This is a genomic window from Lysinimonas soli, from assembly GCF_042655435.1.
GTDB lineage: Bacteria > Actinomycetota > Actinomycetes > Actinomycetales > Microbacteriaceae > Lysinimonas > Lysinimonas soli.
In genome coordinates this window covers 426,764-450,707 of record NZ_JBHSMG010000002.1, presented here as the reverse complement: position 1 = coordinate 450,707, position 23,944 = coordinate 426,764, and the positions used below count along the sequence as shown (strand labels likewise).

Annotated in this window: 23 protein-coding genes; 3 read left to right on the top strand and 20 right to left on the bottom strand. The window is 69.9% G+C overall.

Going from position 1 to position 23,944, the window contains the following annotated elements; genetic code table 11:
* Window positions 1-15: 15 nt before the first annotated feature.
* Window positions 16-795 (bottom strand): SDR family NAD(P)-dependent oxidoreductase, encoded by a 780-nt coding sequence (locus ACFPJ4_RS09805; protein WP_386740224.1) that lies wholly within the window; start codon window positions 793-795, stop codon window positions 16-18.
* 122 nt (window positions 796-917) lie between these two features.
* On the opposite strand from ACFPJ4_RS09805, the gene ACFPJ4_RS09800 reads away from it, so the two are divergent.
* Genes ACFPJ4_RS09800 through ACFPJ4_RS09790 form a run of 3 tightly spaced genes read left to right on the top strand, consistent with a single transcriptional unit; the run spans window position 918 to window position 4,920 of the window.
* Complete coding sequence (locus ACFPJ4_RS09800) at window positions 918-1,766, top strand: hypothetical protein (RefSeq protein ID WP_386740223.1); 849 nt, start codon at window positions 918-920, stop codon at window positions 1,764-1,766.
* Window positions 1,763-4,087, top strand: coding sequence for an SDR family oxidoreductase (locus ACFPJ4_RS09795; protein ID WP_386740222.1), 2,325 nt, complete (start codon window positions 1,763-1,765; stop codon window positions 4,085-4,087). Before ACFPJ4_RS09800 ends, ACFPJ4_RS09795 begins: the two co-directional genes overlap by 4 nt.
* A complete protein-coding gene (locus ACFPJ4_RS09790) occupies window positions 4,087-4,920 on the top strand; it encodes a ferritin-like domain-containing protein (protein ID WP_386740221.1) in 834 nt (277 codons plus the stop codon). The genes ACFPJ4_RS09795 and ACFPJ4_RS09790 overlap by 1 nt, the downstream gene beginning before the upstream one ends.
* Before the next feature lie 20 nt (window positions 4,921-4,940).
* Here ACFPJ4_RS09790 and ACFPJ4_RS09785 read toward each other — a convergent pair whose 3' ends face one another.
* The 19 genes from ACFPJ4_RS09785 to ACFPJ4_RS09695 form a co-directional block, all read right to left on the bottom strand.
* Window positions 4,941-6,371: an HNH endonuclease signature motif containing protein gene (locus tag ACFPJ4_RS09785; protein ID WP_386740220.1), complete on the bottom strand. Its 1,431-nt coding sequence runs from the start codon at window positions 6,369-6,371 to the stop codon at window positions 4,941-4,943.
* A 126-nt stretch (window positions 6,372-6,497) separates the two neighbouring features.
* Window positions 6,498-7,868 carry a sensor histidine kinase gene (locus tag ACFPJ4_RS09780; protein WP_386740219.1) on the bottom strand — a complete coding sequence of 457 codons (1,371 nt, stop codon included), beginning with the start codon at window positions 7,866-7,868 and terminating at the stop codon, window positions 6,498-6,500.
* Window positions 7,865-8,551: a response regulator transcription factor gene (locus tag ACFPJ4_RS09775; RefSeq protein ID WP_386740218.1), complete on the bottom strand. Its 687-nt coding sequence runs from the start codon at window positions 8,549-8,551 to the stop codon at window positions 7,865-7,867. The genes ACFPJ4_RS09780 and ACFPJ4_RS09775 overlap by 4 nt, the downstream gene beginning before the upstream one ends.
* A gap of 28 nt (window positions 8,552-8,579) precedes the next feature.
* Window positions 8,580-8,876, bottom strand: coding sequence for a hypothetical protein (locus ACFPJ4_RS09770; RefSeq protein ID WP_386740217.1), 297 nt, complete (start codon window positions 8,874-8,876; stop codon window positions 8,580-8,582).
* Window positions 8,873-9,577 (bottom strand): hypothetical protein, encoded by a 705-nt coding sequence (locus ACFPJ4_RS09765; RefSeq protein ID WP_386740216.1) that lies wholly within the window; start codon window positions 9,575-9,577, stop codon window positions 8,873-8,875. Before ACFPJ4_RS09765 ends, ACFPJ4_RS09770 begins: the two co-directional genes overlap by 4 nt.
* A gap of 114 nt (window positions 9,578-9,691) precedes the next feature.
* Entirely contained in the window at window positions 9,692-11,890 is a 2,199-nt protein-coding gene (locus ACFPJ4_RS09760) for a flavin-containing monooxygenase (RefSeq protein ID WP_386740215.1), read from the bottom strand.
* Window positions 11,887-13,491, bottom strand: coding sequence for an FAD-dependent monooxygenase (locus ACFPJ4_RS09755; protein ID WP_386740214.1), 1,605 nt, complete (start codon window positions 13,489-13,491; stop codon window positions 11,887-11,889). The genes ACFPJ4_RS09760 and ACFPJ4_RS09755 overlap by 4 nt, the downstream gene beginning before the upstream one ends.
* Window positions 13,491-14,336, bottom strand: a complete 846-nt coding sequence (locus ACFPJ4_RS09750) for a fumarylacetoacetate hydrolase family protein (RefSeq protein ID WP_386740213.1) — start codon at window positions 14,334-14,336, stop codon at window positions 13,491-13,493. Before ACFPJ4_RS09750 ends, ACFPJ4_RS09755 begins: the two co-directional genes overlap by 1 nt.
* 26 nt (window positions 14,337-14,362) lie before the next feature.
* On the bottom strand, window positions 14,363-15,238 hold the full coding sequence (locus tag ACFPJ4_RS09745) for a VOC family protein (protein ID WP_386740212.1): 876 nt from the start codon (window positions 15,236-15,238) through the stop codon (window positions 14,363-14,365).
* A gap of 63 nt (window positions 15,239-15,301) precedes the next feature.
* On the bottom strand, window positions 15,302-15,991 hold the full coding sequence (locus tag ACFPJ4_RS09740) for a GntR family transcriptional regulator (RefSeq protein WP_386740211.1): 690 nt from the start codon (window positions 15,989-15,991) through the stop codon (window positions 15,302-15,304).
* Window positions 15,992-16,017: 26 nt separating this feature from the next.
* Entirely contained in the window at window positions 16,018-16,731 is a 714-nt protein-coding gene (locus tag ACFPJ4_RS09735) for an SDR family oxidoreductase (RefSeq protein ID WP_386740210.1), read from the bottom strand.
* Complete coding sequence (locus tag ACFPJ4_RS09730; RefSeq protein ID WP_386740209.1) at window positions 16,728-17,366, bottom strand: TetR/AcrR family transcriptional regulator; 639 nt, start codon at window positions 17,364-17,366, stop codon at window positions 16,728-16,730. Before ACFPJ4_RS09730 ends, ACFPJ4_RS09735 begins: the two co-directional genes overlap by 4 nt.
* A gap of 43 nt (window positions 17,367-17,409) precedes the next feature.
* Entirely contained in the window at window positions 17,410-18,264 is an 855-nt protein-coding gene (locus ACFPJ4_RS09725; RefSeq protein WP_386740208.1) for an ABC transporter ATP-binding protein, read from the bottom strand.
* Complete coding sequence (locus tag ACFPJ4_RS09720; protein ID WP_386740207.1) at window positions 18,254-19,027, bottom strand: ABC transporter permease; 774 nt, start codon at window positions 19,025-19,027, stop codon at window positions 18,254-18,256. The genes ACFPJ4_RS09725 and ACFPJ4_RS09720 overlap by 11 nt, the downstream gene beginning before the upstream one ends.
* Window positions 19,024-19,884, bottom strand: coding sequence for an ABC transporter permease (locus ACFPJ4_RS09715; protein WP_386740206.1), 861 nt, complete (start codon window positions 19,882-19,884; stop codon window positions 19,024-19,026). Before ACFPJ4_RS09715 ends, ACFPJ4_RS09720 begins: the two co-directional genes overlap by 4 nt.
* A 75-nt stretch (window positions 19,885-19,959) precedes the next feature.
* Window positions 19,960-20,961 (bottom strand): ABC transporter substrate-binding protein, encoded by a 1,002-nt coding sequence (locus ACFPJ4_RS09710; RefSeq protein ID WP_386740205.1) that lies wholly within the window; start codon window positions 20,959-20,961, stop codon window positions 19,960-19,962.
* A gap of 114 nt (window positions 20,962-21,075) precedes the next feature.
* Entirely contained in the window at window positions 21,076-22,725 is a 1,650-nt protein-coding gene (mhpA, locus tag ACFPJ4_RS09705) for a bifunctional 3-(3-hydroxy-phenyl)propionate/3-hydroxycinnamic acid hydroxylase MhpA (protein WP_386740204.1), read from the bottom strand.
* A complete protein-coding gene (locus ACFPJ4_RS09700) occupies window positions 22,722-23,477 on the bottom strand; it encodes an HpcH/HpaI aldolase family protein (protein WP_386740203.1) in 756 nt (251 codons plus the stop codon). The genes mhpA and ACFPJ4_RS09700 overlap by 4 nt, the downstream gene beginning before the upstream one ends.
* Window positions 23,474-23,941: a nuclear transport factor 2 family protein gene (locus ACFPJ4_RS09695; protein ID WP_386740202.1), complete on the bottom strand. Its 468-nt coding sequence runs from the start codon at window positions 23,939-23,941 to the stop codon at window positions 23,474-23,476. The genes ACFPJ4_RS09700 and ACFPJ4_RS09695 overlap by 4 nt, the downstream gene beginning before the upstream one ends.
* Between the last annotated feature and the right edge of the window lie 3 nt (window positions 23,942-23,944).

Genomic DNA, 23,944 nt, shown 5'->3' with positions numbered 1-23,944 from the left:
CGCCGTCGGCTGGAATCACTCGGCTGCGGAACTGCTGCGACTCAGGCTAATCCGATGCGACACCGACCGCATCGTCGACCGGGGCAGGTGACGGGTGAACCAGGCGAGCACCTTGAACCGGACGGTGGGGATCGACAGCACCTTCTTGGCATCGACGTCACGCAGGCAGGCCTCGACGAGGTGGCCCGCGTCGATCCATAGTGCCTCGGGAATACTCGAGGTGCGGATGTCGGCACGGCGGTGGAACTCGGTGTGCACCCAGCCGGGCATGAGGTCGGTGACCGTCACCCCCGAGCCCCGCAGCTCGTTCGACAGGCTCTCGGTATAGGTACGCACCCAACCCTTGATCGCCGAGTATCCGCCGAGCGAGATCTCGCCGGCCACGCTGCCGACGTTGATGATCGTGCCCGACCGTCGCGGCTCCATCTGCTCGAGCGCGGCGGCCGACAGCACGAGCACCGCGCGGATCATCACCGCGATCGCGCGTTCGTGTTCGGCGACGTCGGGGGCGCGGAGCTTGGAGTGCAGGCCGAACCCCGCGTTGTTGACGAGGATGTCGACCGGTTTCTCGGTCTGCCGCAGCCGCTGCGCCACCCGTTCGGTATCGCCCGGGTCGGCGAGGTCGGCGACGATCACCTCGACCTCTCGTCCCGTCGCCCGCAGCTCGGTCGCCATGGCGTCGAGCGGCCCGGTCGAGCGCGCGACGAGCACGAGGTCGTGGCCCCGAGCGGCGAGTGCGCGCGCGAACTCGGCACCGATGCCGGATGTTCCGCCAGTGACCAGAGCGATACCCATGTGCCTTACGATACGGTGCAGGAGAGCACCGTTTTGGGCACCGGACGCTCCACCCCGGCCAGAAAGGGCCTTCCCCGATGACCCCGCAGAGTTCACGCGCTTCCCGAGCGAAGTCGCCGGCGATGTATGCGTCAGACGGCATGAACACCTCGCGCGGCCCCGCTTCCGAGTCGATCGATCCCGGCGCCGGCTGGTTCGACGTGCGCGAGTTCGCCCGCACCGCGCACGGCAGCCACCGCGCCGAACTCGATCTCGAGACGATCGCCGGCACGCCGCTCGGCGCCGACTCCGTGCGGCTCATCCGCACGCTGCGCGATCTCGAGCGCTCGACCATGAACCGCATGCGCAACCTCCTGGTCACGGCCACCCATAAGGACGCGCGCGTCACCGCCTTTCTCACCACCTGGGCGTTCGAGAAGTTCTGGATCGCCGACGCCCTCGACGCGGTGCTCGACGCGAGCGGGGCGCCGCTGGCCTCGACCGAGTTCGAGGGCCCGACGCGCAGCTCGTTCGCCGAGCGCGCCGAGCGACGCGGACCCGTGCGCCGCGCCATCGTCGCGAACTTCGCCGGCCCGCAGATCGTCGCCGCCCACGTCACCACCCAGCTGGTGGACGAGTGGATCGCCCAGGCCGCCTACCGCAAGCTCGCCGAGATGACCGCTGCCCTGGGCACGATCGTCGAGATGATCGTCGATATCAAGGACCGTCACATCCACTTCTTCACCGAGGAGGCGCAGCGCCGACTGGCGTCGTCGTCCCGCGCCCGCAAGCTCGCCGCCCGTGCCATCCGACAGGCGGTCTGGCCGATCGGCGCCGTCGAGCTGCCCGACAAGGAGCGCAGCTTCTTCGAGAGCATCGTGTTCGGCTCGCCGGAGGGTGCCGTTGAGGCGTCACGCATCTCGTCCCGCCTCGCCGCCCTGCCCGGAATGGCACGGGTGGCCCCGACCGTGGCCGCGAGGCTCGTGCCGTGACCCCGAAGCGAGCGGTGACCGACCTCGGCTCCGCACACGTCTTCCTCACGGGAGGCACCGGTTTCGTCGGACAGGCGATCCTCGAGCGACTGCTCTCCGACCATCCCGGCACCACGATCTCGTTGCTGGTGCGCACCAAGGGCTCGGCCAGCAGCGAGGACCGGCTGCGCACCCTGCTGCGCAAGCCCGTGTTCAAGGTCTGGCGCGAGAAGGTCGGCGATGACGCCGTCGAGAAGGCGGCCAAGGAGCGCATCCGGATCGTGGAGGGCGGCCTCGGATCGGTGCCGCCGTTGCCCGGCGACATCGACGTGGTCATCCACTCCGCCTCGACCGTCTCGTTCGACCCGCCCATCGACCAGGCGTTCGACACCAACGTGGGCGGCGCGCAGAACCTCTACACCGCGCTGCTCGCCAGCGGCAGCAACCCGCACGTCGTGCACGTCTCGACCTGTTACGTCGGGGGCCTGCGCAAGGGCGTCCAGCCCGAGGCCAGCCTGACCCACAGCGTCGACTGGCGCGCGGAGTATGCCGCCGCCAAGAGCGCGCGCGATCGCGTCGAGCTGCTCTCGCGGCAGCCCGACCAGTTGCGGGAGTTCATCGACGCCGCCCGCGAGCTGCACGGCAAGCAGGGCCCGCAGTCGGTCGCCCGGGCCAGCGAGGCCGCGCGCATCGCCTGGGTCGACGCGCAGCTCGTGGATGCCGGACGCACCCGCGCCGAGAGCCTCGGCTGGACCGACGTCTACACACTCACGAAGGCCTTCGCCGAGCGCGCGGCCGAGGAGCTCTGGGCGCAGTCCGGTCACCGGTTGTCGATCGTGCGGCCGGCCATCATCGAGAGCGCGCTGCGGCATCCGTTCCCCGGATGGATCGACGGCTTCAAGGTCGCCGACCCGCTGATCATCGCCTACGGTCGCGGACTGCTTCCCGAGTTCCCCGGACTGCCCGACAGCATCCTCGACCTCATCCCGGTCGACTTCGTGGTGAACGCCATCATCGCGGCCGCCGCGAACCCGTCGAAGCCGGCCCAGCCGGAGTACTTCCACGTCAGCTCCGGCGCGAGCAATCCCCTGCCGTTCCACCTGATGTTCGAGCAGGTGAACACCTTCTTCCTCGAGCACCCGATGCCCAAGCCCGGCGGAACCGAGCACATCCAGGTGCCGACGTGGAAGTTCCCCGGCGGCCGCAAGGTGGAACGCGCCCTCGAGCGCAAGGAGCGCATGGCGGCCCGCGCCGAGAAGGTGCTGACCAAGCTGCCGTCGACGACCCGCACCCGCGCGGCCCTGACGACCGTGCAGCGCGGCCTGCACGACCTCGAGACGCTGAAGAACTTCACGCAGCTCTACCGCGCCTACGTGCAGACCGAGATCATCTTCGACGACACCAACACGCTGGCCCTGAACGCCGCGATCCCGGCGAAGCTGCGCGCCGACCGCGGTTTCGACGTGCCCGGCATCGACTGGCAGGACTACCTGCAGAACGTGCACTTCCCCGCGATCACGGGGCTGACCCGCGCCTTCTCGGCCCGCAAGGCCGAGAGCAAGAACGTCGAGGGCGGGCCGACGCGCGAGCTGGAACAGCGAGGCGATGTCGTGGCCGTGTTCGACCTCGAGGGCACGGTCGTCGACTCGAACATCGTGCAGCAGTACCTCTGGGTGCGTTCGGCGGGCTTCCGCAAGGCGGCCTGGCCGGGCGAGGTCGTCAACATCCTCGGATCGCTCCCCCGCTACCTGCGCGCCGAGCGTCGCGACCGCGGCGAGTTCATCCGGGCCTTCCTGCGCCGCTACGCCGGGATGCCGGTCGCCCGCCTCGACAAGATCGTGCGAGGCGGCTACGGCGACACCCTGATGCGGCACACCAGCCCCGACGCCATCGCGCGCATCCGCGAGCACAAGGCCGCGGGGCACCGCACGGTGCTCGTGACCGGCTCGATCGGAACCCTCGTTCAGCCGATCGCCGGCATGTTCGACGAGGTGGTCGCCGGCGAGATGCACGTGCGCGACGGCGTGCTCACCGGGTACCTCGCGCATCCGCCGATCGTCGCCGAGTCGCGGGCCGCCTGGCTGCAGCAGTACGCCGAGCGCCATCATCTCGATCTCTCGCAGTCGTACGGTTACGGTGACAGTCATGCCGACATCGGCTGGCTCGAACTGCTGGGGCATCCGCACGCGGTGAACCCCGACACCCAGCTCGGGCGCGAGGCGCAGCGTCGGCATTGGCGAATCGATACGTGGAAACGCAGCAATCGCTCACCCAAGCGTGATGTGATGAAGGCGGAGTCGGAGCGATCCGACGCCCAGGAACAGGTGGAAGCGGAGGGCTGATGGCGTTCGACATCGACAAGTACACGGCCAACTCGGTCAATGTCGCATGGAACGACCTCGATTTCGACGAGTTCGATCGCACTCCGCTGCCCGCCAGCACCCTGCGCACCCTTCGTTATATGTGCGACGTGGAATATCACACCGTCTGCTACCTGCGCGATCTGCTGACCACCCCGTCGCACAAGGAGCCCGAGATCGGCGCCTTCATGACGATGTGGAACCGCGAGGAGTTCTGGCACGGCGAGGCCCTCGCGGCCGTGCTCAACCGGCACGGCATCACGGTCGACTTCGACGAGCTCAAGGCCACCCGGGTGAAGCTCGGTTGGAAGGATCGGCTCGACCCGATCAAGCAGTCCCTCGCGGGCGGCCTGGTCGGCATGGACTTCGTGGCCGTGCACATGGCGTGGGGTGCGGCGAACGAGTGGTCGGCGAACGCGGCCTACCTGCGGATGGCCGAGCAGGAGAAGCACCCGGTACTGGGGGAGCTGCTGCGGCGGATCGCCAAGCAGGAGACCAAGCACGTCGCGTTCTACGCGTCGCAGGCCCGCGACCGCCTCGCCGCCAGCAAGAAGGCGCGCGTGATCGCGCGTTTCGCGCTCAAGAAGTTCTGGGCTCCGGTCGGCTCGGGCATCTCGTCGGAGTCGGAGGTGGCCCACGTGATGGGCGCGCTGTTCGGCGGCAGCGAGGGGCGCAAGCTGATCCGCGATGTCGACTCGCACATCGCGAAGCTCCCCGGCATGGAGGGCCTCACGATCGTTGAGACCTCGCTCGACCGCTTCGGCATCCCCGCGGACGGCCCCGGCGCCCACGAGCGCGCGCTCGTCTCGGCGTAGCCCGAGCCGCCTGACCAGGCTCAACTCGACCCCGGCCCGGCCCCGACTGCAGCCGGTTCGCGTCGGGTAGAGCGATGTCCCGTCACGACATCCCTCGGCGGCGCAGGGATCGGCGCCTGGCCGAGATCGACATCCCGCGGCGGGATGAGGGCGTAGTCCGCCCCTTCCCGAGTGACGCGCCACCCGTTGTTGTGCACGAGCAGATGATGATGTCGGCACAGCAGCACCCCGTCGGCGATGTCGGTGCGGCCGTGATCTCGTACCCATTCGTCGATGTGATGCGCCTCGCACCAGGAGGGAGGCCGATCGCAGCCGGGGAACCGGCATCCACCGTCTCGGACCGCCAGCACGATGCGCTGCCGCGCGCTGAACCGACGCTGTTCCCGCCCGAGATTGAGCGCGTGCCCGTCGTCGTCGAAGAGGATCGGCACGACGCCGCTCGCGCAGATCTGCCGTTCGACCGTCTCGATGCTGATCGCCTCGGGGTGGCCCTCGAAGTGCCCGTGCCCGTGCCGGCGCCGCAACTCGCCCTCGGTGACGACCACCCGTACCGCGGGCTTGCGCACCCCGACGATCGCGCCGGGGTCGACGGCCGTTCCGAGACGGATCAAGTCGACGATGGCATCCACGCCGAGCTGATCCAGGGTGCGCTCATCGTGCTGCAGCCGTTCGGCGCGAGCGATCTCGTCGGCGTCGACGAAGCGCGGTCCGCCGCGCCGCGGTGAAGTGGCCGCGTCGTACGACGCGATCACGATGGCCGCGGACTCAGGGTCGAGGAGCGCCGATACGCGCGTCATCCCATCGGGCTGCGGCGTGATCCGCAGGTATCGCCGTTCGCGCAATGCCTGCTCCCGGTCACGCACGTGGGCAGCGTCGAGCACGGCGCGCTCTTCTCGGGCCCGCGCGGCCAGCCGCTCGAGTGTCAGGCTCCCGGCGGCCCTCAGCAACTCCGTCGTGGCAGCCGCGAGCGCCTGGGCCGACACGGACTCGTCGGGCGATCCGAGCCCAGCACGGATCGAGTCGGCCGCCTCGACCGACAACTCGCCTGCGCGGACTGCCGCACCGACCGCGGCCAGCCACGGCATCGGCTCCGTCGACTCGACCGACGTCGGGACCATGACGGACCCCACCCGCACGAGAGAGTGCGCCTCGCGAGCACTCGTGCCGGCGACCCGCGCCACGAGCAGTTCGGGAGTGCGGGCGCCGAGGCGACGCGCGAGGCCTGCGTCACCGAGCTCGCGGCGGGAGCGGCGCGCGACCTCGGCGGCGATCACGGCCGCGGCCGCGTCGGCCCGTCGTCGGATCTCGGCGACGGTGCGCTGCGCCGCTAGTAACTCGGCGTCGTCGAAGGCGGAAACCGAGGGCGGCGCGAACGAAACGGTGACATCGGCCAGACCGGCGCACGCGCGCGCGAAAGCATCAACTGACGCGTCGGTCGGGAGAAGAGGCATGGCTTCATTTTCCCAAGATTCGAACATATGTTCTAGTCGTGGGAGGCGATCGGTCAGAAACTTCTCTCCACAGGGCGACGTGCGGAGAGGACGTCCGAGGCGGATACGGCGGAACCTGAGACTGCCCTACCCGGGGATGCTGATCCGAAACACCGCGCCGCTCGCAGCACCACTACCACCGCCGCCGGCCCGATCCGACCCCGCGCTGATGCGCCCACCCATCCGCTCCACGAGCCGCGCCGCGATCGACAGCCCCAGCCCGGTCCCGACCGGACGCACGTCGCGGTAGCGCTCGCGCAGCAGCCCGCGCTCGAAGGCGTGCGCCGCGTCGTCGGCGCTGAGGCCCGGGCCGCCGTCCGCCACCTCCACGATGACCTCCGAGCCCTCGCGGCGTGCGGCGAGCATGACGCTCGACCCCGGCGGGCTCACGCGCAGGGCGTTCTCGATCAGCCCGTCGACGACCTGGCGCAGACGCGCGGCATCCGTCGTCACCAGCAGAGAACCGGATGCCGCGGTCGACTGCACCGCGACGCCCCCGCTCGTCGCCGCCCCCCGCCACGCCTCGGCCGCCGCCGCGAGCACGCCGCCGACGTCGACCCTGCTCGGCTCGAGCGGGAAGTCGTCGGCCTCCAGCCGTGCAAGGGCGAGCAGGTCGTTCGTGAACGCCGTCAGCCGATTCGATTCGGCCTCGAGCGTCTTGCCCACCTGGGCGACCTGCTCGGGCGGCACGACGCCGTCGCCGAGCGCCTCGGCGTAGCCGCGGATCGCGGTCAGGGGCGTGCGCAACTCGTGCGAGATCGACAGCAGGAACTCGCGCTGGCGCCCCTCGGAGTGCACGAGGGCCTGGTCGAGGGCGCCGAGGGCGGTCTCGAGGTCGGTGACCTCGGCGATCCGGCTCGGCCGAAGGGCGACGTTGCGCTCCCCCTTCGCCATGCGCCCGGCCGCGCCGGCCAGGTCGACGAGCGGCCCGGCCAGCACCCGGGCGACGAAGAACGCCGCGACCACGGCGACCACGAAGCCGATGGCCAGAGCGAGCAGCAGACGGCCGAGCACGGTCGGAGTGATCGCCCGCACCGTGCCGACGTCCTGCAGGGCGACGACGCCGCCGCCCTGGGCATCCGGTCGCCCCTCCAGCAGGTAACTCGATCCGCCGACGCGCACGGTGGTCGAGACGACGTGCCCCGCCAGCAGCTGCACGACGACCCGGCGCGGCACCTGGGCCGAGCCGCTCACGACTCCCCCGCGCGACACCGTCGACACCAGTGTTCCCGCGTCGTCGAGCTGCGAGAGCCCGCCGATGATGGCATCCCGCGCCGCCGGTTTGGCGTTCGCCAGTCGCGCGACCTGTGCGCTGAGGGCGTCGCGTGCGGCGCTGGTGTCGACCGAGCGCACGAGTTGCAGGGCGGCGACCGCCGTCACGAGCACCGCGATCAGTGCGACCGCGACGGTGGCGGCGAGGATCCGCGTGCGCAGCGAGATCCCGCGCCCGCGCGTCACGCGGGCCCGTCCTGGAGGGCGTAGCCGACCCCGCGCACGGTGCGGATCGGGTCCGGCTCGCCGAGCTTGGCGCGCAGCTGCGCGATGTGCACGTCGACCGTGCGGCTGCCGCTGTAGTCGGCGACGCCCCAGACCGCCGAGAGCAGCTGCTCGCGGCTGAAGACCTGGCCCGGATGCGCGAGCAGGTAGGCGAGCAGGTCGAACTCGGTCGCGGTGAGGTCGACCGCCGCGCCGCCGACGGCCGCCCGGCGGGCCCGCTCGTCGAGCTCGAGGCGACCGGCACGTCGCACCGTCGGAGCCGCCGGAGCCGCCGCGCGGCGCACGAGCCCCTTGACCCGGGCGACGAGCTCGCGCGGCGAGAATGGCTTCGTGAGGTAGTCGTCGGCGCCGAGCTCGAGTCCGACCACGCGGTCGATCTCGCTGTCGTGCGCGGTGACGAACACCACGGGAACCCAGTCGCCCTCGGCCCGCAGCCGGCGCACCAGCTCGGTACCGTCGAGCCCCGGGAGCCCGACGTCGACGATGACCGCGACCGGCGCGAGCCGGCGGATGTCCGCGAGACCCGCCGCGCCATTCGTCGCCACGTGCACGCCGAACCCCGCCTGGGTCAGGTACAGGCGTTCCAGTTCGGCGATCGTCCGCTCGTCTTCGACGATGACGACCATCCCACGCTCGCCGGTCATGGGGCCATTCAACCTCACGAACCGCCGATCACGGCTCGTCGCCGGATGCCGCGGACTGGTCGGCGCTCTGCGCGTTCGCGTCCGCCTGCGTCGCCGCGTCGTCGGCCGAGTTCAGATCCGCCGTGATGCCGTCGAGCGAGCCGCTCGCGGGACCCGCTGCCGGAGCAGCCGAGCCGGACAGCGCAGGCGCCGGCGTCGGCGCCGTGCCCGCGTGCGACCCGGTGCGGCTGCACCCGCTCAGCGCCACCACGATCCCGACCGCCGCGAGCGCGACCGAGACCGAGGTGACGGCGGCAGGCGACGATCCCCGCGCGATCCGGATCACTTCAGGGCCTGCACGAGCGCGCGGCCGTCCTGCGCGGCGGCCTTGCAGTCGGCGAGCGCGGTGCGCAGATCCGTGCGGATGTTGCTGATCAGGGTGTGGTCGGCGTTGTAACCCGCCGGCGTGACCGCGAGCGCTCGCGCGGCGAGGCCGGTCGAGCGGGTCTTCGCGTCGTCGATCTTCGACTGCATGTCGCTCAACTGGGTCTGCATGGCCGAGGTCCACTTGCCCGGGTTCGCGGCCAGGTTCGAGGCGAGCCTGTCGTGCGCCGACTGCAGCTTGGGGATCGCCGCGCCGGTCAGCCGGTCGGCCGCGGCGGCCTCGTACGACTGCGGCAACGCCACGGCGTAGACGCGGTACTCGGTGAAGATGCTGCGGTAATCGGTCCAGGCGGTGCTCGCCGCGGTGTCGGCGGCGATCTTGGCCTGGAGCGAGGTCATCCCCGCGACATCCGCGTTCAGGGTGCCCAGGACGGTGCTGCGATCGGATGCCGTCAGCGACGTGTTCGAGTTCACCCGTGTGATCGCGCTGGTCAGCGAGGTGATGCGCTTGGCCGTCTGGGTGGCGCCGGCCTGCTGGATCTGCGCGAGGCTCGAGTGCGCCGTCGGCTTCGGCGCGTCGTCGGCGAAGGCCGGAGCCGCCCCGAGGCTCGCCCCCAGAGTGAGCGCGCCCGCGGCGGCGGCCGCCGTGATGATGCGGAACATGAATGTCTCCCGTCGTGTCCAGGCACGGAATGTGCCGACACCACGGTGGCGAATCCGTGTGCGCGCGCGATCAGCGCGATGTTCGGGATTCGTAAGGGCGTTCCGCCCGAAGGGTCAGACGGTGCCCCCACTGCGCTTGATCCGCGCCCGCTCGGCCGCCTCGACCGCTTCGTCGCGGCTGATCTCGCGAGTCGTCTCGCGATCGGAGGTGCCCTGCGCGGTCAGGCTGTTCTCGATGTCATCCGACTGCCCCGAATCGACCTCGTCCCAGGTCTGCGCGGAGTCGGACTGATTACCGCTGGCGTTGGCGCCCGTGTCTGTTCCCATGCTCCCAGTCTGGCCTGCTCGGGCCCCCGAGCGCAGCACCTCGTAGTCGGCGAGGTCGACCCGCTCGGTCACTTCCCAGAATTCGGCGTTGGTGAACGGCCAGATCTGCGAGACCCGTCCCATCGCGTTCTGATACCAGGTGTGGACGAAGGGCTGGCCCCACGACATCCTGCGATTCTGTGGATCGACCCAGGCGAGGTACCGCTCCAGCGCCTCCTGCGTGACCTCGAGCGCGTGCGCACCGCTGGCCAGAAGCTCGCGCACGGCCTTGAGCGCGTACTCCACCGAGCGCTCGATCATGAAGTGCAGGCTGCCCGAGACGACCCCGACGATGTTCGGCCCGTAGAGCATGAAGAGATTGGGGAACCCGGGGACGGTGATGCCGTTGTACGCGCGGGCGTCGCCCCGCCAGTACTCGTGGATCTCGATGCCGTCACGACCGACGAACTCCATGCCGTCGAGGTAGTCGGAGGCCTTGAACCCGGTGGCGTAGACGATGATGTCGACCTCGTGCTCGATGCCGGATTCCGTGACGATGCCGCGCTCGGTGAGGTGCGAGATGGGAGACGTCTCCACGGTCGTGGTCGGCGCCTTCAGGGCGGCCGCCCAGACCCCGTTGTCCCGGAGCATGCGCTTGGCGCCCGGTGGGTAGCTCGGGATCGCGATCGAGAGCAGCTCGGGGCGGTCCGCGTACTGCTCGGTCATGCGTGCGATCAGGTCGTCGCGCACGCGCTGGTTGACCGCGGAGATCGTCACCGGCACGCCCGGCCAGCCCTCCTCGGCCGTCACGGTGTGCAGCCGACCCGGGATGCCGAGCAGCGTGACCCAGAGCCGGTACCACTGGCCGAAGTGCGGCAGCTTGCGCACCAGCCAGGCGAAGGCCTCCGTCACCTCGGCGTGGTAGCTCGGAGCCGGCAGCATCCACGGCGCGCTGCGCTGGAACACCACCAGGCTCTCGACGTCCCGGTACATGGCCGGCACGATCTGGTACGCGCTCGCGCCGGTGCCGATGACGGCCACGCGCTTGCCCTGCCATGCCACCGCGTCATCCCATTCGGCGGAGTGCATCACGACCCCGCGGAAGGAGTCGCGACCCGGGAAGTCGGGGATGTGGGGGCGATCGAGCTGACCGACGGCCGTGATGATCGCCGAGAAGCGCCGCGTCCGCTCCCCCTGCGGCCCCGAGGTCGTCACCTCCCAGAGCTGCTCCTCCTCGAGCCACGCGGCCCTCACGAACCGGGTCGAGAACTCGACTCGGTCGGCGAGGCCGGTGCGCTGCGCGATGTCGAGCAGGTACTCCTCGATCTCCGCCCCCTCGGCGAACTGGTGCGGCCAGTCGGCGCGTTGCGCGAAGGAGAAGGAGTAGCCGAAGGTGGGGGTGTCCAGCCGGACGCCGGGATAGCGGTTCTTCCACCAGGTGCCGCCGAGGGTGTGCGCCTCATCGATCATGGTGACCGGGATGCCGGCCTGCGAGAAGCGGAATCCGGCGGCGATCCCCGACATGCCGGCGCCGATGACGAGCACCGTGAACGGTCGCTCGGTGTCGAACTCGTCGACGTGCCAGTCCGGCGCGGCCCCCTTGTCGGGCGCGAGATCGAGTTCGTGCGTAAGGGACGGGATCCACTCCTCGTGCCCGGCGACCAGGAATCCCAGGATCGCGCCGAGCTGCGCCTCGCTCAGGGTGCCCACCGAGGTCAGCCGCTCGTCGCGGACCCGGCGCAGTCCGGCGAGCGCGATCGCACGCGCCTTCTCCTGCTGCTCGGCGGTCATGCCGCCGTGCGGATGGCCGATGGTGTCGACGGGGGTGAGGGGCGGCTGCAGGTCGTCGGTGAGCGCCGAGGTGTCGCCGGTCACCGCGGCCAGCGCCGCCAGCAGCGACGGGAGATCGCTCGCGGCGACGATCTCGCGGAGGAAGGCGTCGTCCTCCGTGATCGGCTCGTACTCGTCCTGCCAGTACAGATCGTCGTGCTCGTACCGCGTGGTCATTCCGCTCTCCTCATCGAGACCCTAGGCGCGTCGAACCGCTGCAGCGCGGCGACCACCCGGTGCTCGCCGGCGGCGGTGAACACCGCGGCGACGTACTTGTCCGGCCGGACGACGACGTAGTGGGTCTCGGCCAGCTCCGCCACGCCGGTCAGCGATCCGGTCCGGTCGACCAGTTCTGCTCCGGTGGGCGCGGCAGCCGGGTCGTCGACCAAGCGAAGCAGCTTCGCCCCCAGGCGGGTCCAGTAGCCGTCGAGCGCAGCGACGGCATCCCCGCGTGCCGGTCCGATCGCGAGCACCGCCCAGCCGGAGCCGAGCCGGGCGTCGAGGCCGGACCGGTTCCCGGCGGCGTCGCTCACCAGCGGCTGGCTCACCGCACGGCCGACCCAGGCGGCCAGCCGATGGTCGACGCCGCGCGGGCGGACGGCGACGCCACGGGAGTAGTCGGGCGGGGTGATGAAGCGCATCGACGAGAGGTAGCGGTGGATCGCGGGGATGACGCTCACGGTGCGGAACGCCGCGTCGCGCAGGCGCGGGCGGACCCGGCCGGTCGCCATCACGACCGCTCCCGTGCGCCGCGAGATCGTCACCATCTTGGCGCCGTGGGCGCGTCGCTCCGTCTCGTAGCTGTCGAGCAGACGCTCGGTGCCGCCACCCCGGATGACCTCGAGCAGCTTCCAGGCGATGTTGACCGCGTCGCGCAGACCGGCGTTGAGCCCCTGCCCCGAGAACGGCGGCATCAGGTGCGCGGCGTCGCCGACGAGGAACGCCCGGCCGGCGCGGTAGTGCTCGGCGATCCTCTGATGGGCGACGTAGACGACCGCCCGACGGATGTCCTCCGGGACGATGCCGGGATGCAGCGGGCGGGCGAGGTCGACGATGGCCTCGGTCGTGGTCATCGCATCCGGATCCTCGTCGTCGAAGAGCATGTACTCGACCCGCAGCCGTCCCTTGATGCCCGGCACCAGCACGTAGGGGCGCCGGCCGTTGCCGTGGAACTCCGCGTAGGGCGCGCGGACCTCCGGCACGTTCACCAGGTCGATGACGATCCAGCGCTCCTGCTGCGTCGAACCGACGAGCCTCACCCCCAGCGCGTCACGCGTGAAGCTGCGGCCGCCGTCCGCGCCGACCAGCCAGGATGCCCGGAGGACCCGCGTGCGCGCCGCACCGCCCTCGGTGCGCACGGTGACCGCGACCGACTCGTCATCCTGCTCGATGGCCACGGCGGTGACACCGGTCAGCAGCTCGATCCGGTCGTGCCGCACCGCGCGCTCCCAGAGCAGTGCCTCGAGCACGGGCTGGTCGAACTGCGACTTGGCCGGATGCCCGATCCGCGACGGCACCGGCTTCGACGAGGCGAGCAGCCGGTCGTTCAGGCCGAAGTAGCGGCTTCCGGTGTCGAGCAGGGACTCCGCCTTGAGGTCGTCGGCGATGCCGAGACGCTCCATGATGCGGAAGGTCTCGTCGGCGATGCTGATCGCACGCGGCAGGTCGCCCGGCCGCGTGGCCGTCTCGACGACGACGACGGATGCCCCGCCGTCGGCGAGCCAGAGCGCCGCGGTGAGGCCGACCGGACCGGCCCCGACGACCAGGACGTCGGTCATCAGGCCACGAGACGGTTGCGCAGCACGCCCAGTCCGGTGATCTCGACCTCGACGATGTCGCCGGGCGCGAGGAACTCCGGCGGCTCGCGGAAGAGGCCGACACCGCCGGGCGTCCCCGTGACGATGACGTCACCGGGGGCGAGCGGGGTGAAGGTGGAGACGTACTCGATGATCGCGGGGATGTCGAAGATGAGGTCGGCCACGCCCGCGTGCTGGCGCACCTCGCCGTTGACGCGGGTCTCGAGCACGAGCTCGTCGACGTCGCCCAGATCGGCCGCGGTCACGTAGTAGGGACCGAAGGTACCCGACTCCGGGAAGTTCTTCCCCGGCGTCCACTGACCGGTGTGCCGCTGCCAGTCGCGCGCGCTGAAGTCGTTGAACGCGGCGTAGCCGGCGACGTGATCCCAGGCCGCCGCCCGCGGCACCCGATGCGCGGGCCGCCCGATCACCAGCGCGAGTTCGCCCTCGTAGTCGTACATCGCCGACTCCGGCGGGATGCGCACGTCCGCCCCGTGCGGCCACAGCGTGTCGGTGAAGCGGGTGAAGACGGTCGGGTGCCCTGCGTCCGCGCGGCCGGTCTCGGCCTGATGGGTCTTGTAGTTCACCCCGATGCAGATCACCTTGGCCGCCTCGCCGACGACGGGGAGGAACCGGGTGCCGTCGACCGCCTGGGCCGGGGCGTTCGCCGTGCTCGGCGTGCTCGACAGCGCGTCCGAGACGATCGCGTCTCGGAGGGTCGGGGCGACGCCGAGTCCGCTCGGGCCGAGATCGAACAGCGTGCCGTCCTTCTCCGCGCCCCAGGTGGGTGCACCGGCCGGCGTGAGATAGCTCGCGTACCGCGTCATGTCAGGTCCTCTCGGGTCGATCCGGTTCAGGCGGGCAGAACCGGGAATGCGCCGTGCGCGCGGAAGTCGTCGCCGTTGTAGACGCCCCAGCGGTTGAACCAGGTGCGATCGTCGGCCGACCACTCGATCGGCGGGCGCAGCTCGTCGTGGATCTGCTCCAGGTCGGTGTAGAGCTCGACGACCGTGCCGTTCGGCTCGACGTAGTACGCGGCGATGTTGTGGCCGGCACCGTGCCGGACCGGTCCCCAGATCAGGCGCTTCCCGAGCGCGAACAGCCGGTCGCCGAGGCGCCCGAGGTCGGCGATGCTCTGGGTCTGCCAGGCGTGGTGGTGCAGGCTGCCCTTGCCCTTGATGAGGGCGATGCCGTGGTGGTCGGCGTTGCAGCGCAGGAAGTAGGCGAAGTCCTGGCCGATGACGTCCGAGACGCGGAAGCCCAGGAACTCGACGAGGAAGTCCTTCATCCGGGTCGGATCCTGCGGATGGATGTTGATGTGACCGTAGCGATCGGGGCCGAAGGCGGCCGGTCCGTGCCGGAAGGCGCTCATGCCCGTGTAGAGGTGGAACACGTAGTCCTCGGGCCCCACGAAGGCGAACCCCTCGCCGATCGCCGCCTCGAACGGGGTGCGCGTGATGATCCGGAATCCACCGGCCTCGATCCGCGCGCGCGCGACGGCCAGTGATTCCGGGCTCTCGACCAGGAGGCCGATGTGGTCGATGCCGTCGGCATCCGCCTTGATGTAGACGAGCTCATGGTGCTGGTCGGCGGCCGACAGGTAGGCACGATCGCCGCCGTCATGCGTCATGCGCAGACCGAGCACCTCGGTCGCCAGCTGCAGGGACTCGTCGTAGTCGCGGGTCCGCATTGCCAGATAGCCCATGCCGGTGACAGCACCCAGCGCCATTGCGTATCTCCTGTCAGGCTGCATCGCAGGTCAGTGATAATGCATTTTATCACATGAAATGCGTTATTCGACCCGCCCGGCGGCGCCGCCCGCCCCGTCGACGAGCCCGGCCTCGAGCACGACCCGGACCGTCGACTCGTAGTGCGAGCGCAGCAGCGCTCCGAGCAGTTGGCCATCGCGCGCGAGGGCGGCCCGCAGCAGCGCCTCGTGCTCCGCCTCGACATCGCGACTCACGGCCGCCGTCGAGGGCGCGGCCCAGCGGCGATAGAGCTCGGTCGAATCGGCCAGGTTCGCGGCGAGGCGAAGGATCGCGTCGCTCCCGCAGGCGCTGATGAGCACGCGGTGGAACTCGCGATGGGCGCTCGACCACTCGGGGTTGATGCGAGCGGGGTCGTCGCTGAGGCGACGCGGGGTCTTCGACAGGCGATGATGGGCTGCGGTCAGGTCCGACTCCCAGGCGATATCCCCGCGTTCCGTCGCGAGGGTCGCGGCGAGGGCCTCCGAGACGCAGCGCAGCTCGGTGATGTCCTCCAGATCGCGCAGGCGCAACTCGGGGACGAAGAACCCGCGGTTCGGCCGGGCGAGCACCAGCCCGTCGCCGACGAGCAGGGCGAGCGCCTCGCGCACCACGGTCGTGCTCGTGGCGAACCGCTCGGCCAGCTGCATGGGCTGCAGCCGATCCCCCGGCTGCCAGTCGCCATCGAGGATGGCGCGACGCACCTCGCTCAACATTCGCGTGCGATCGTTGGCCATGGAGACTCCTTCACTGCCCGTCCGTACTAGACGGATCGGGACGCCCCACCGTCGACACGGATGTTCTGCCCGGTGATGTAGCTCGAATCGTCGGTCGCCAGGAAGCGGATCGTGCGCGCCACCTCGGCCGCGCTCGCCGCCCGTCGCAGCGGGATGCGCTCGGTCCACTCCGGAGCGATCGACGATGGGTCCTCTTTCGTCCACCCGGGCAGCACATTGTTCATGCGGATGCCGGCCGGGCCGTATTCGTCGCTGTACAGCTTGGTGAACGCCGCCAGCCCGGCCCGGAAGGTCGCCGACACCGGATAGCCCGGGTTCGGCTCGAACGGTGAGCTCGTCGAGACGTTGACGATGGCACCGCCCCCCGCCGCGATCAGATGGGGCGTCACGAGCCGCGCCATGCGCACCACGTTGAGCAAGTAGCCGTTGAGGCCGTCGAGCCAGTCGTCATCGGTCAGCTCGAGAACCGGGCCGGCGGCGCCGTGACCGGAGCTGTTCACCACCGCATCGATGCGGCCGAAGGTCGTCATGGCCAGATCGATGATCGCGGCCAGGTCGGACGCCGAGCGGTTCGAGCCGGCGAGGCCGACGCCGCCCAGGCTCTCGGCGAGCTCTCTCCCGCTGCCGTTCGGCGACAGGGCGGCGACGCGGAACCCGCTCCGAGCGAGTTCGCGGGTCGCCGCCCCCGCGATGCCCTTCCCGCCGCCGACGACGATCGCAGCGGGGGCTCCCGGGGTCACGGTCGGCCCTTCTCGCTCGCCGCATCGGCATACCGGGCGACGAGCGCATCGATTGCCGCCGCGGCGAGTCCCGCCGCCTCGGCGAAGTCGATGTCGTCACCGGCCGAGGCGGAGATGTAGAACCCATCGGTCAGCGCGCGACCGAGCATGACGATCTTGCGGGCGAGGTCTGGCTCAGCCGCAAGGGCCGCGGCGGGCAGGTCGTCCTGCACGATGGCCACGATCCGATCGAACATCTCGGCGCGGACCTCCAGATACCTCTGACGGGCGCCGTTGCCCTCGAGCCGCTTCTCGAGCGCGAAGATGAGGCCGATGATCCAGAACGCCTCTTCGGTGTTCTCCGGGTCGGCCGAGGCCGCCGCCGATCCGGCGATGGCCTCGTGCAGGATGGCGGGATTGCTCGGCCCCGTGTGCCGCTGCTTCCAGATCTCGAAGCAGTAGTCGATCAACGCGGCGAACAGCGCCTCTTTGTTCTCGAAGTGCCAATAGACCGATCCGACCGGCAATCCCGAGACGCGCGCGACCTCGGCCATCGTCGTTCCTTCGTAACCGGCCTTCACCGCGAGGGACAGCACCGCCTCGAGGATGGCGCGCTCGTTCCCCGGCGTGGACTGGTGCGTGTTGCGTCTCGCCATCCTCATTCCCCTCCGCCTCAGGCTAACGGCGCTCGGCGCCGACTCAGCCTGCGACGCGATCCTTGGTGCCGCCCTTGTTGTTCTTGGCGAACTGGATCTCCTCGTAGACATGGGCGCGCAGCTCCGCGAAGCGCCGGCTCGAACGGGTCTCCACCTGGTCGCGCTCGATGGGCAGGTCGATCGGCAGGTCCTCCTGCACGACGGTGGGCGAACTCGACAAGACCACGACTCGGCCGCCCAGGTAGACGGATTCGTCGATATCGTGCGTCACGAAGAGGATCGTCATCCCCAGGGTCTTCCAGACGGTGCGCACGAGGTCCTCGAGCTCACCGCGGGTCTGCGCGTCCACCGCCGCGAAGGGCTCGTCCATCAGGAGCACGCTGGGACGCGCGGCGACCGCGCGGGCGATCGCAACGCGCTGCTGCATGCCGCCCGAGAGCTGCCACGGGTACCGCTTGGCGGCGGCCTCGTCGAGGCTGACCGCGGCCAGGGCCGTCGCGACGCGCTCCCGGCGCTCGGCCTTCGGAACCCCTGAGGTCTTCAGAGGGAGCTCGACGTTCGCGGCGACGGTCATCCACGGGAACAGGCTCCTGGCGTACTCCTGGAAGACCACGGCGAGGCCCTTCGTCGGGCCCGCCACCCGTTTTCCGTCGAGGCGAACCTCTCCGGAGGTGGGTTCCAGAAGTCCGGCGATGCACTTCAGCAGGGTGGTCTTGCCGCTGCCCGAGGGGCCGACGAGGCAGACGAACTCGCCGGTGTGCAGGTCGAAGCTCAGCGATCTCACCGCCTCGAACTCCTTCGGCGTTCCCAGCCCGTAGACCTTGCGCAACTGGCGGACCGAGAGTCGAACGTCGCTCGGCGGCGCCTCGAGGGGCGCCTTGGTCGTCTCAGCCTTCATTCGAGGCCTCCTTCAGTCCCTCGTACCAACGCAGGACCCGTTTCTGGACCTGCGAGAAGATCACGGACAGCGCGATGCCGATCAGCCCGAGCAGCAGGATGCCGCTCCACATCTCGGGCATCGAGACGCTGTTCTGAAAACCGATGATGGCGAATCCGATGCCGTCCGTGGTCGCGAACATCTCGGAGACGATCATCAAGATCAGCCCGACCGAGAGGCTCTGCCGCACGCCGGTCATGATCTGCGGTGCCGCACCGGGGAGCACCAGGTGGCGCAGGCGCGCCCAGCCGCCGATGCCATACACGCGCGCGGAGTCCGCCAACACCGAGTCGATCGATCGCACGCCGCTGATCGTGTTGAGGAGGATCGGCCACAGGCATCCGAGCACGATGATGGTGATCTTCATCCCGTCGTTGATGCCGATGACGAGCAGGAGCACCGGGATGAGCACGGTCGGCGGCACCGCCCGGAGGAACTCGAGGGCAGGCTCGAGCAGCCACCGCACCCACCTCCACGAACCGATCAGGATGCCGAGGGTGATGCCGAGCACGATCGAGACCGCGAGGCCGACGAGCAACCGCGAGAGGCTGGGCACGACATTCGCGAGGAAGTCGCTGCCGAACCAGACCTGGAACAGCTTCACCACGAGATCGCCGGGCTTCGGGACGAACGGGTTGACGTCTCCCAGCGTCGCCGCCCACCAGACGGCGACGAGGATGATCGGCAGCCCGAGCCAGAAGCCGACGTTCTTCAGGAATCTCACGAGCCGAGCTCCGATCGCACCGAGCCGTGCCAGAACAGCAGGCGACGCTCGAGGAAGCGCGCACTGAGATTGATCACGATGCCGAGCACCCCCGCCATGATCACGAGGGCGAGCAGGTCGGTCATCGAGTCATTGAGCTGCGCCTGCGCGATCGAACGGCCGAGACCGGGGGTCCCGATGATGAGCTCGGTGCTGACGGTCAGGATCAGTGCGACGGTCGCCGCGAGGCGCAGCCCGGTGAAGTAGTACGGCAGCATCGTCGGAAGCACCAGATGCCGGACTCGCTGGAAGTAGTTCATGCCGAGGGTGCGCACGGTGTCGCTGGCGACCTTGTCGACGTCGGCGACGCCGTAGAGCACCTGGATGACGACGATCCAGAAGCAGCCGTAGACCACGACCAGCAGTTCCGATCCGATCCGCGGTCCGAAGACGAGGGCGGCGATCGGGATGAGGCCAACGGACGGGATCGGCCTCAGGAATTCGATGGTGCTGTGAGTGGCGCGCCGCAGGAACTGGCTCGACCCGATCACCAGGCCGACCGCCAGAGCCGAGACCGACGAGATCGCCAGGCTCAGCAGCCAAGCCCACATGGTCTGGCCCACCGCGGTCCAGAACGCCACATAGCCGAAGTCGGCGACGAACCGCGGCAGCACCGCGCTCGGCGCCGGCAGGAACCCGGGCTGCATCGGCCCGAACATCGCGTACAGCTGCCAGAAGGCGAGAAGGGCGACGACACCGCCGATGCCGAGCACCACCGGGCCGACCGCACTCCACCGTCGGGCGCGGCGCTCGGCTCCGGCTCGCCGCGGCACCATCCTGATCGCGGCGGTGCTCAGCGTGGGCGGCTGGGTGGCCATCGCGTGCTCCTCTTCGTCGGGGGCTAAGGAAAGGGTAGGGGCGGGGGCCTGCCGTCGGAGGCCCCCGCCCACGGGTCACTTCGCCTGGTAGATGACCTTGTCGAGGTTGGCCGGCTTCGAGATGACGCCGTACTTCACCAGCAGCTTGTCGAAGGTCTCCAGGGCCGGCCGGTTGACGTCGGTGCTCCAGAACTCGTACACCGTGTGCTGCGCCGCCGCGGCCGGGATGCCCAGGATCGACGGCAGCAGGTCGCTCACCTCGGAGTGGTGGTCGGTCGCGTAGGCGTAGGTGTCGTTGAGCGCCGCCACGAAGTTCTTCACCGCCGCGGGGTTCGACGAGATGAACTTGCCGCTGCCCGCGATGACGAGCTCGGCCTTTCCGACGCCGATCTGGTTGATGTAGTCGCTGAGGATCTTGCCGCCGGCCGCGACGACCTGGTCGGAGAACGGGGCACCCGTCATGCCGGCGTCGATCTGACCGGACGCGATCTGGGCGGGGACATCGTTGAGCGCGAGCTGCACGAACTTGACCTTGCTCGGGTCGCCCCCGTCCTTCGAGACGATCTCCTCGACGCCGAGCTGGCCGATCCCGCCGAGCGCGTTGACCGAGACGGTCTTGCCCTCGAGGCTCTTCGGGCGCGTGATCGTGGAGTTCTTGCCGACCACGATGACGGTCGAGTCATCGATCTGGCTCGGGTCGTTCTGGGCGAAGCCGGCGACGATCTTGACGTCGAGGCCCTTCGCGGCGCCCGTGAGGGGCGTGGTCGGGCTGGCCAGCAGGAAGTCGAGAGTGCCGGTCGACAGCGCAGGAAGCTGCGCGACGCTGCTGGCGCCCTGCGTGAGCTGCAGGTCGATGCCGTGCTTCAGGAAGAAGCCCTTGTTGATGCCCAGCTGGAAGACCGCGACGCCCGACGACGGGAAGACCCCGAGGCTGACCGTCGTGGTACCTGCCGAGGATGCGCTGCTCGCCGACGGGCTCGAGGACGAGCCGTTGATCGAGCCGCTGGCGCAACCGGCCAGGGTGAGGCTGAGCGCGACGACTGCGACGAGCAGCGATCGCTTGATCCGTGTGTTCATCGTTTTCCTCTTCTTTGAGTGATTGCGGTGCGGTGGCGGGTGGGGGCGATCAACGGTGAGCGCCCTTTGGATCGTGCATCTCTAATCATATATTCCTTACCTGAAAATGCACTATCAAGAAGTCATGATGGGAAGTCTCGCGACCCGGGCGGCCACGAAGACCTTCTGCAGGGTCGCCTCGAGGTCCTGGGCGAGGCACTCGGCGGCGACCACATGATCGGGGCGGACGATGATGACCGAGAAGGGCCGGGCGTCGAACCAGGCCTGGAACACGCCGGCCGGATCGCCGATCACCTGGACCCCGTCACCCGCCTCGGCCGCCGCCCACGGCAACTGGACCGCGGGCACGATCTGCACGAGCGACGCACCCAGCCGGGGCAGGAGCTCCGCCGTGCTCGCGGAGATGAACTTCGTCGGATCGTTGTTCCAGACGAAGACCCGCCAATCGTTGCCCGCGATGTCGTCGAGCAGCCCCTGCGCACCGTCGATGCCGACCACCCGCGGCTGCGGGAAGAGCGTGCCCGTCGAGCGCGGCACGTCGTCACGGACGGGGATCGACTTGAACTGCGGGATCGGGGTCGGCACCACCACCCCCGTGTCGTACCTCGGCATGGGCTTGAAGCCCTGGCCGGAGACCTTCGCCTTGAGCCGGGGGAACCTGTCGATCACCGCGGCGGTGACGTCACGCAGCGACGACGCGATCCGGCTGTCGTTCGTCATCAGCTTGGCCATGTTGAGCGACAGGCCGACCATCGCGGCGACGTGGCCGCGGCGCTCCTCCTCGTAGGTCTCGATGAGGGAGTCGTCCGCGCGACCCTGCACGATCGCCGCGAGCTTCCAGCCGAGGTTCATCGCGTCGCGGATTCCCGAGTTCCAGCCCTGACCGGCCACGACCGGCATGACGTGCGCGGCATCACCGGCCAGCAGGATGCGCCCCACCCGGAACCGTCCCGCGATGCGCGCATGGTGGGCGTAGATGCGGCGGCGGATGATCTGCAGCGACTCGGGCGCCGGAACGTGACCGGACAGCAGCCCGAAGACGAATGCGTCATCGTCCGCCAGCTCGTCCGGCTCGTCCGGATGCATCGTGAACTCCCAGCGCCGGATGCCGTGCGGCAGGCTCAGGGTGGCGTACGCGCGCGTCGGGTCGCCGCCGAAGACCGCATGCGGGGTGCCGAGCGGGTCGTTGGCGACATCGATCACGAGACCACGCGCCTTGCGCGTCTCGCCGTCGAAGCTGATGTCGAGCTGCTTGCGGGTGAACGAGCTGCCGCCCTCGGCCGCGACGACGTACTTGGCCGAGATGCTTCGCCGCGAGCCGTCGGCGGTCTGATACGTCACGGTCGCGCGATCCGCGGTCTGCGTGATGTCCACGGCCTCGGCGCCGAACCGCACGTCGACGTGCCCGAACCGCTGCAGTCCCTCGAGCAGCACCCGGTCGACGAGCGGCTGTACGAAGCCGTTGCGCCGCGGCCAGCCGAATTCGCGCATCGTCGGGTTGATCTCGCCGATGACCTTGCCGTCCCCGTTGATGAGGCGGATCTTCTGATCCGGCACCGTGTGGGGCAGTACCCGGTCGACGAGTCCGATCGCCTGCATCACCCGCATCGCCTCATCGTCGATGCCGACCGCGCGCGGGTAGTCGATGAGTTCGGTGCGCGCCTCGATCAGGGTCACCTCGACCTGACGCAGGCCGAGCAGGTTGGCCAGGGTGAGGCCGACGGGACCGGCCCCGATGATGATGACGTCGGGGTCGTGGCTCATGACGTGCTCCTCAGTGATTCGATGGCTTCTCGGGCGGTCCGGGTCAGGAGCACCAGGTCGATGCCGAGTCCCACGTAGTCGGCGATCCCGGCCGCGATGAGATCCCGGGCGTAGGCGGGCGAGGCGCAGTACAGGCCGAAGGTGAGTCCCGCGGCGTGCGCCATCGATGACAGCTCGAGCACGGCGTCGTAGACGGGGCCTTCCGTCCAATCGCCGCGGCCGGGCAGCCCGTACGACACGGCGAGATCGGCCGGGCCGAGGTAGACGGAATCGAGCCCGTCGACCGCGAAGATCTCCTCCGCGTTCTCCCGGCCGCGGGCGGTCTCGATCTGGATGATCGCCGAGACCGCGCTGTTCCCCGCCGCCACGTAGTCGTCCCCGGCATAGAGCGACGGCCGGCTCGGTCCGAGGCTGCGACCGCCGAGAGGCGGGTACTTGGTCGCCTCGACGAGGGCGCGCGCCTGATCCGCCGTCTCGATCGTCGGGGCGATGATGCCCCGGGCGCCGCTGTCGAGCAGGCGCAGGATCGGCGCCGGATCGAGGCTCCCGACCCGCGCGTAGGCGTACTCGTTCCGGTCCCGCGGAATGGCCCGCAGCATGGCGACGGCGGCATCGAGGCCCACCTCGCCGTGCTGCAGGTCGACGATGGTCCCGTCGTATCCGGAGCTCATCACGAACTCGGCGACCGCCTGCGACGGGATCGCCTGGTGGATCAGAGCGGGCGCCCGCCCGGCCTGCCTCCCGGACTTCATGATGCCGCGCCCTCGGCAAGGCGTGCGGCATGCGCCGCGGCGTTCGCGCCGCCGAAGACCGGGACGATCTCGCGGCGGGCGAACCGCCAGCGTCCGTCGACCTGGCGGTACTGCTCGCGGAACTCGCCGACGCTCGCCGGCACCAGCGGGTCCGCGCTCGAATCGCGGAAGGTGCAGTAGGCGACGGTGCCGGTGAGCACGCCGTCGATCCAGGCGAGGCGGATGCCGCCGATGAAATGCCGGCCGACGATCCCGGTCTGGGCCGCCCGCTTCTGCCCCCAGGCCTTGATCGCGTCGCGGCCCACCATGGTGCCCAGCGGCCCGACCGAGACCGCATCCTCGGTGTAGAGCTCCCAGCTCGTGTCGGCCCGGTCGTGATCGAGCCGCCAGAGCAGTTCGGCCACGAGCTGCTCGATGGCGACCCGCGTCTCGTGGTCGACGCCGTAGTCGGTGTTGTCCGTCATCCT

Excerpts from the sequence above, each read along its gene's own strand:
- ACFPJ4_RS09745 (WP_386740212.1), bottom strand. The coding sequence starts at position 15,238 with ATGGCGCTGGGTGCTGTCACCGGCATGGGCTATCTGGCAATGCGGACC.
- ACFPJ4_RS09775 (WP_386740218.1), bottom strand. The coding sequence starts at position 8,551 with ATGACCGGCGAGCGTGGGATGGTCGTCATCGTCGAAGACGAGCGGACG.
- ACFPJ4_RS09790 (WP_386740221.1), top strand. The coding sequence starts at position 4,087 with ATGGCGTTCGACATCGACAAGTACACGGCCAACTCGGTCAATGTCGCA.
- ACFPJ4_RS09755 (WP_386740214.1), bottom strand. The coding sequence starts at position 13,491 with ATGACCGACGTCCTGGTCGTCGGGGCCGGTCCGGTCGGCCTCACCGCG.
- ACFPJ4_RS09740 (WP_386740211.1), bottom strand. The coding sequence starts at position 15,991 with ATGGCCAACGATCGCACGCGAATGTTGAGCGAGGTGCGTCGCGCCATC.
- ACFPJ4_RS09750 (WP_386740213.1), bottom strand. The coding sequence starts at position 14,336 with ATGACGCGGTACGCGAGCTATCTCACGCCGGCCGGTGCACCCACCTGG.
- ACFPJ4_RS09700 (WP_386740203.1), bottom strand. The coding sequence starts at position 23,477 with ATGAAGTCCGGGAGGCAGGCCGGGCGGGCGCCCGCTCTGATCCACCAG.
- ACFPJ4_RS09785 (WP_386740220.1), bottom strand. The coding sequence starts at position 6,371 with ATGCCTCTTCTCCCGACCGACGCGTCAGTTGATGCTTTCGCGCGCGCG.
- ACFPJ4_RS09710 (WP_386740205.1), bottom strand. The coding sequence starts at position 20,961 with ATGAACACACGGATCAAGCGATCGCTGCTCGTCGCAGTCGTCGCGCTC.
- mhpA (WP_386740204.1), bottom strand. The coding sequence starts at position 22,725 with ATGAGCCACGACCCCGACGTCATCATCATCGGGGCCGGTCCCGTCGGC.
- ACFPJ4_RS09725 (WP_386740208.1), bottom strand. The coding sequence starts at position 18,264 with ATGAAGGCTGAGACGACCAAGGCGCCCCTCGAGGCGCCGCCGAGCGAC.
- ACFPJ4_RS09715 (WP_386740206.1), bottom strand. The coding sequence starts at position 19,884 with ATGGCCACCCAGCCGCCCACGCTGAGCACCGCCGCGATCAGGATGGTG.
- ACFPJ4_RS09805 (WP_386740224.1), bottom strand. The coding sequence starts at position 795 with ATGGGTATCGCTCTGGTCACTGGCGGAACATCCGGCATCGGTGCCGAG.
- ACFPJ4_RS09695 (WP_386740202.1), bottom strand. The coding sequence starts at position 23,941 with ATGACGGACAACACCGACTACGGCGTCGACCACGAGACGCGGGTCGCC.
- ACFPJ4_RS09730 (WP_386740209.1), bottom strand. The coding sequence starts at position 17,366 with ATGGCGAGACGCAACACGCACCAGTCCACGCCGGGGAACGAGCGCGCC.
- ACFPJ4_RS09800 (WP_386740223.1), top strand. The coding sequence starts at position 918 with ATGTATGCGTCAGACGGCATGAACACCTCGCGCGGCCCCGCTTCCGAG.
- ACFPJ4_RS09765 (WP_386740216.1), bottom strand. The coding sequence starts at position 9,577 with ATGTTCCGCATCATCACGGCGGCCGCCGCCGCGGGCGCGCTCACTCTG.
- ACFPJ4_RS09760 (WP_386740215.1), bottom strand. The coding sequence starts at position 11,890 with ATGACCACGCGGTACGAGCACGACGATCTGTACTGGCAGGACGAGTAC.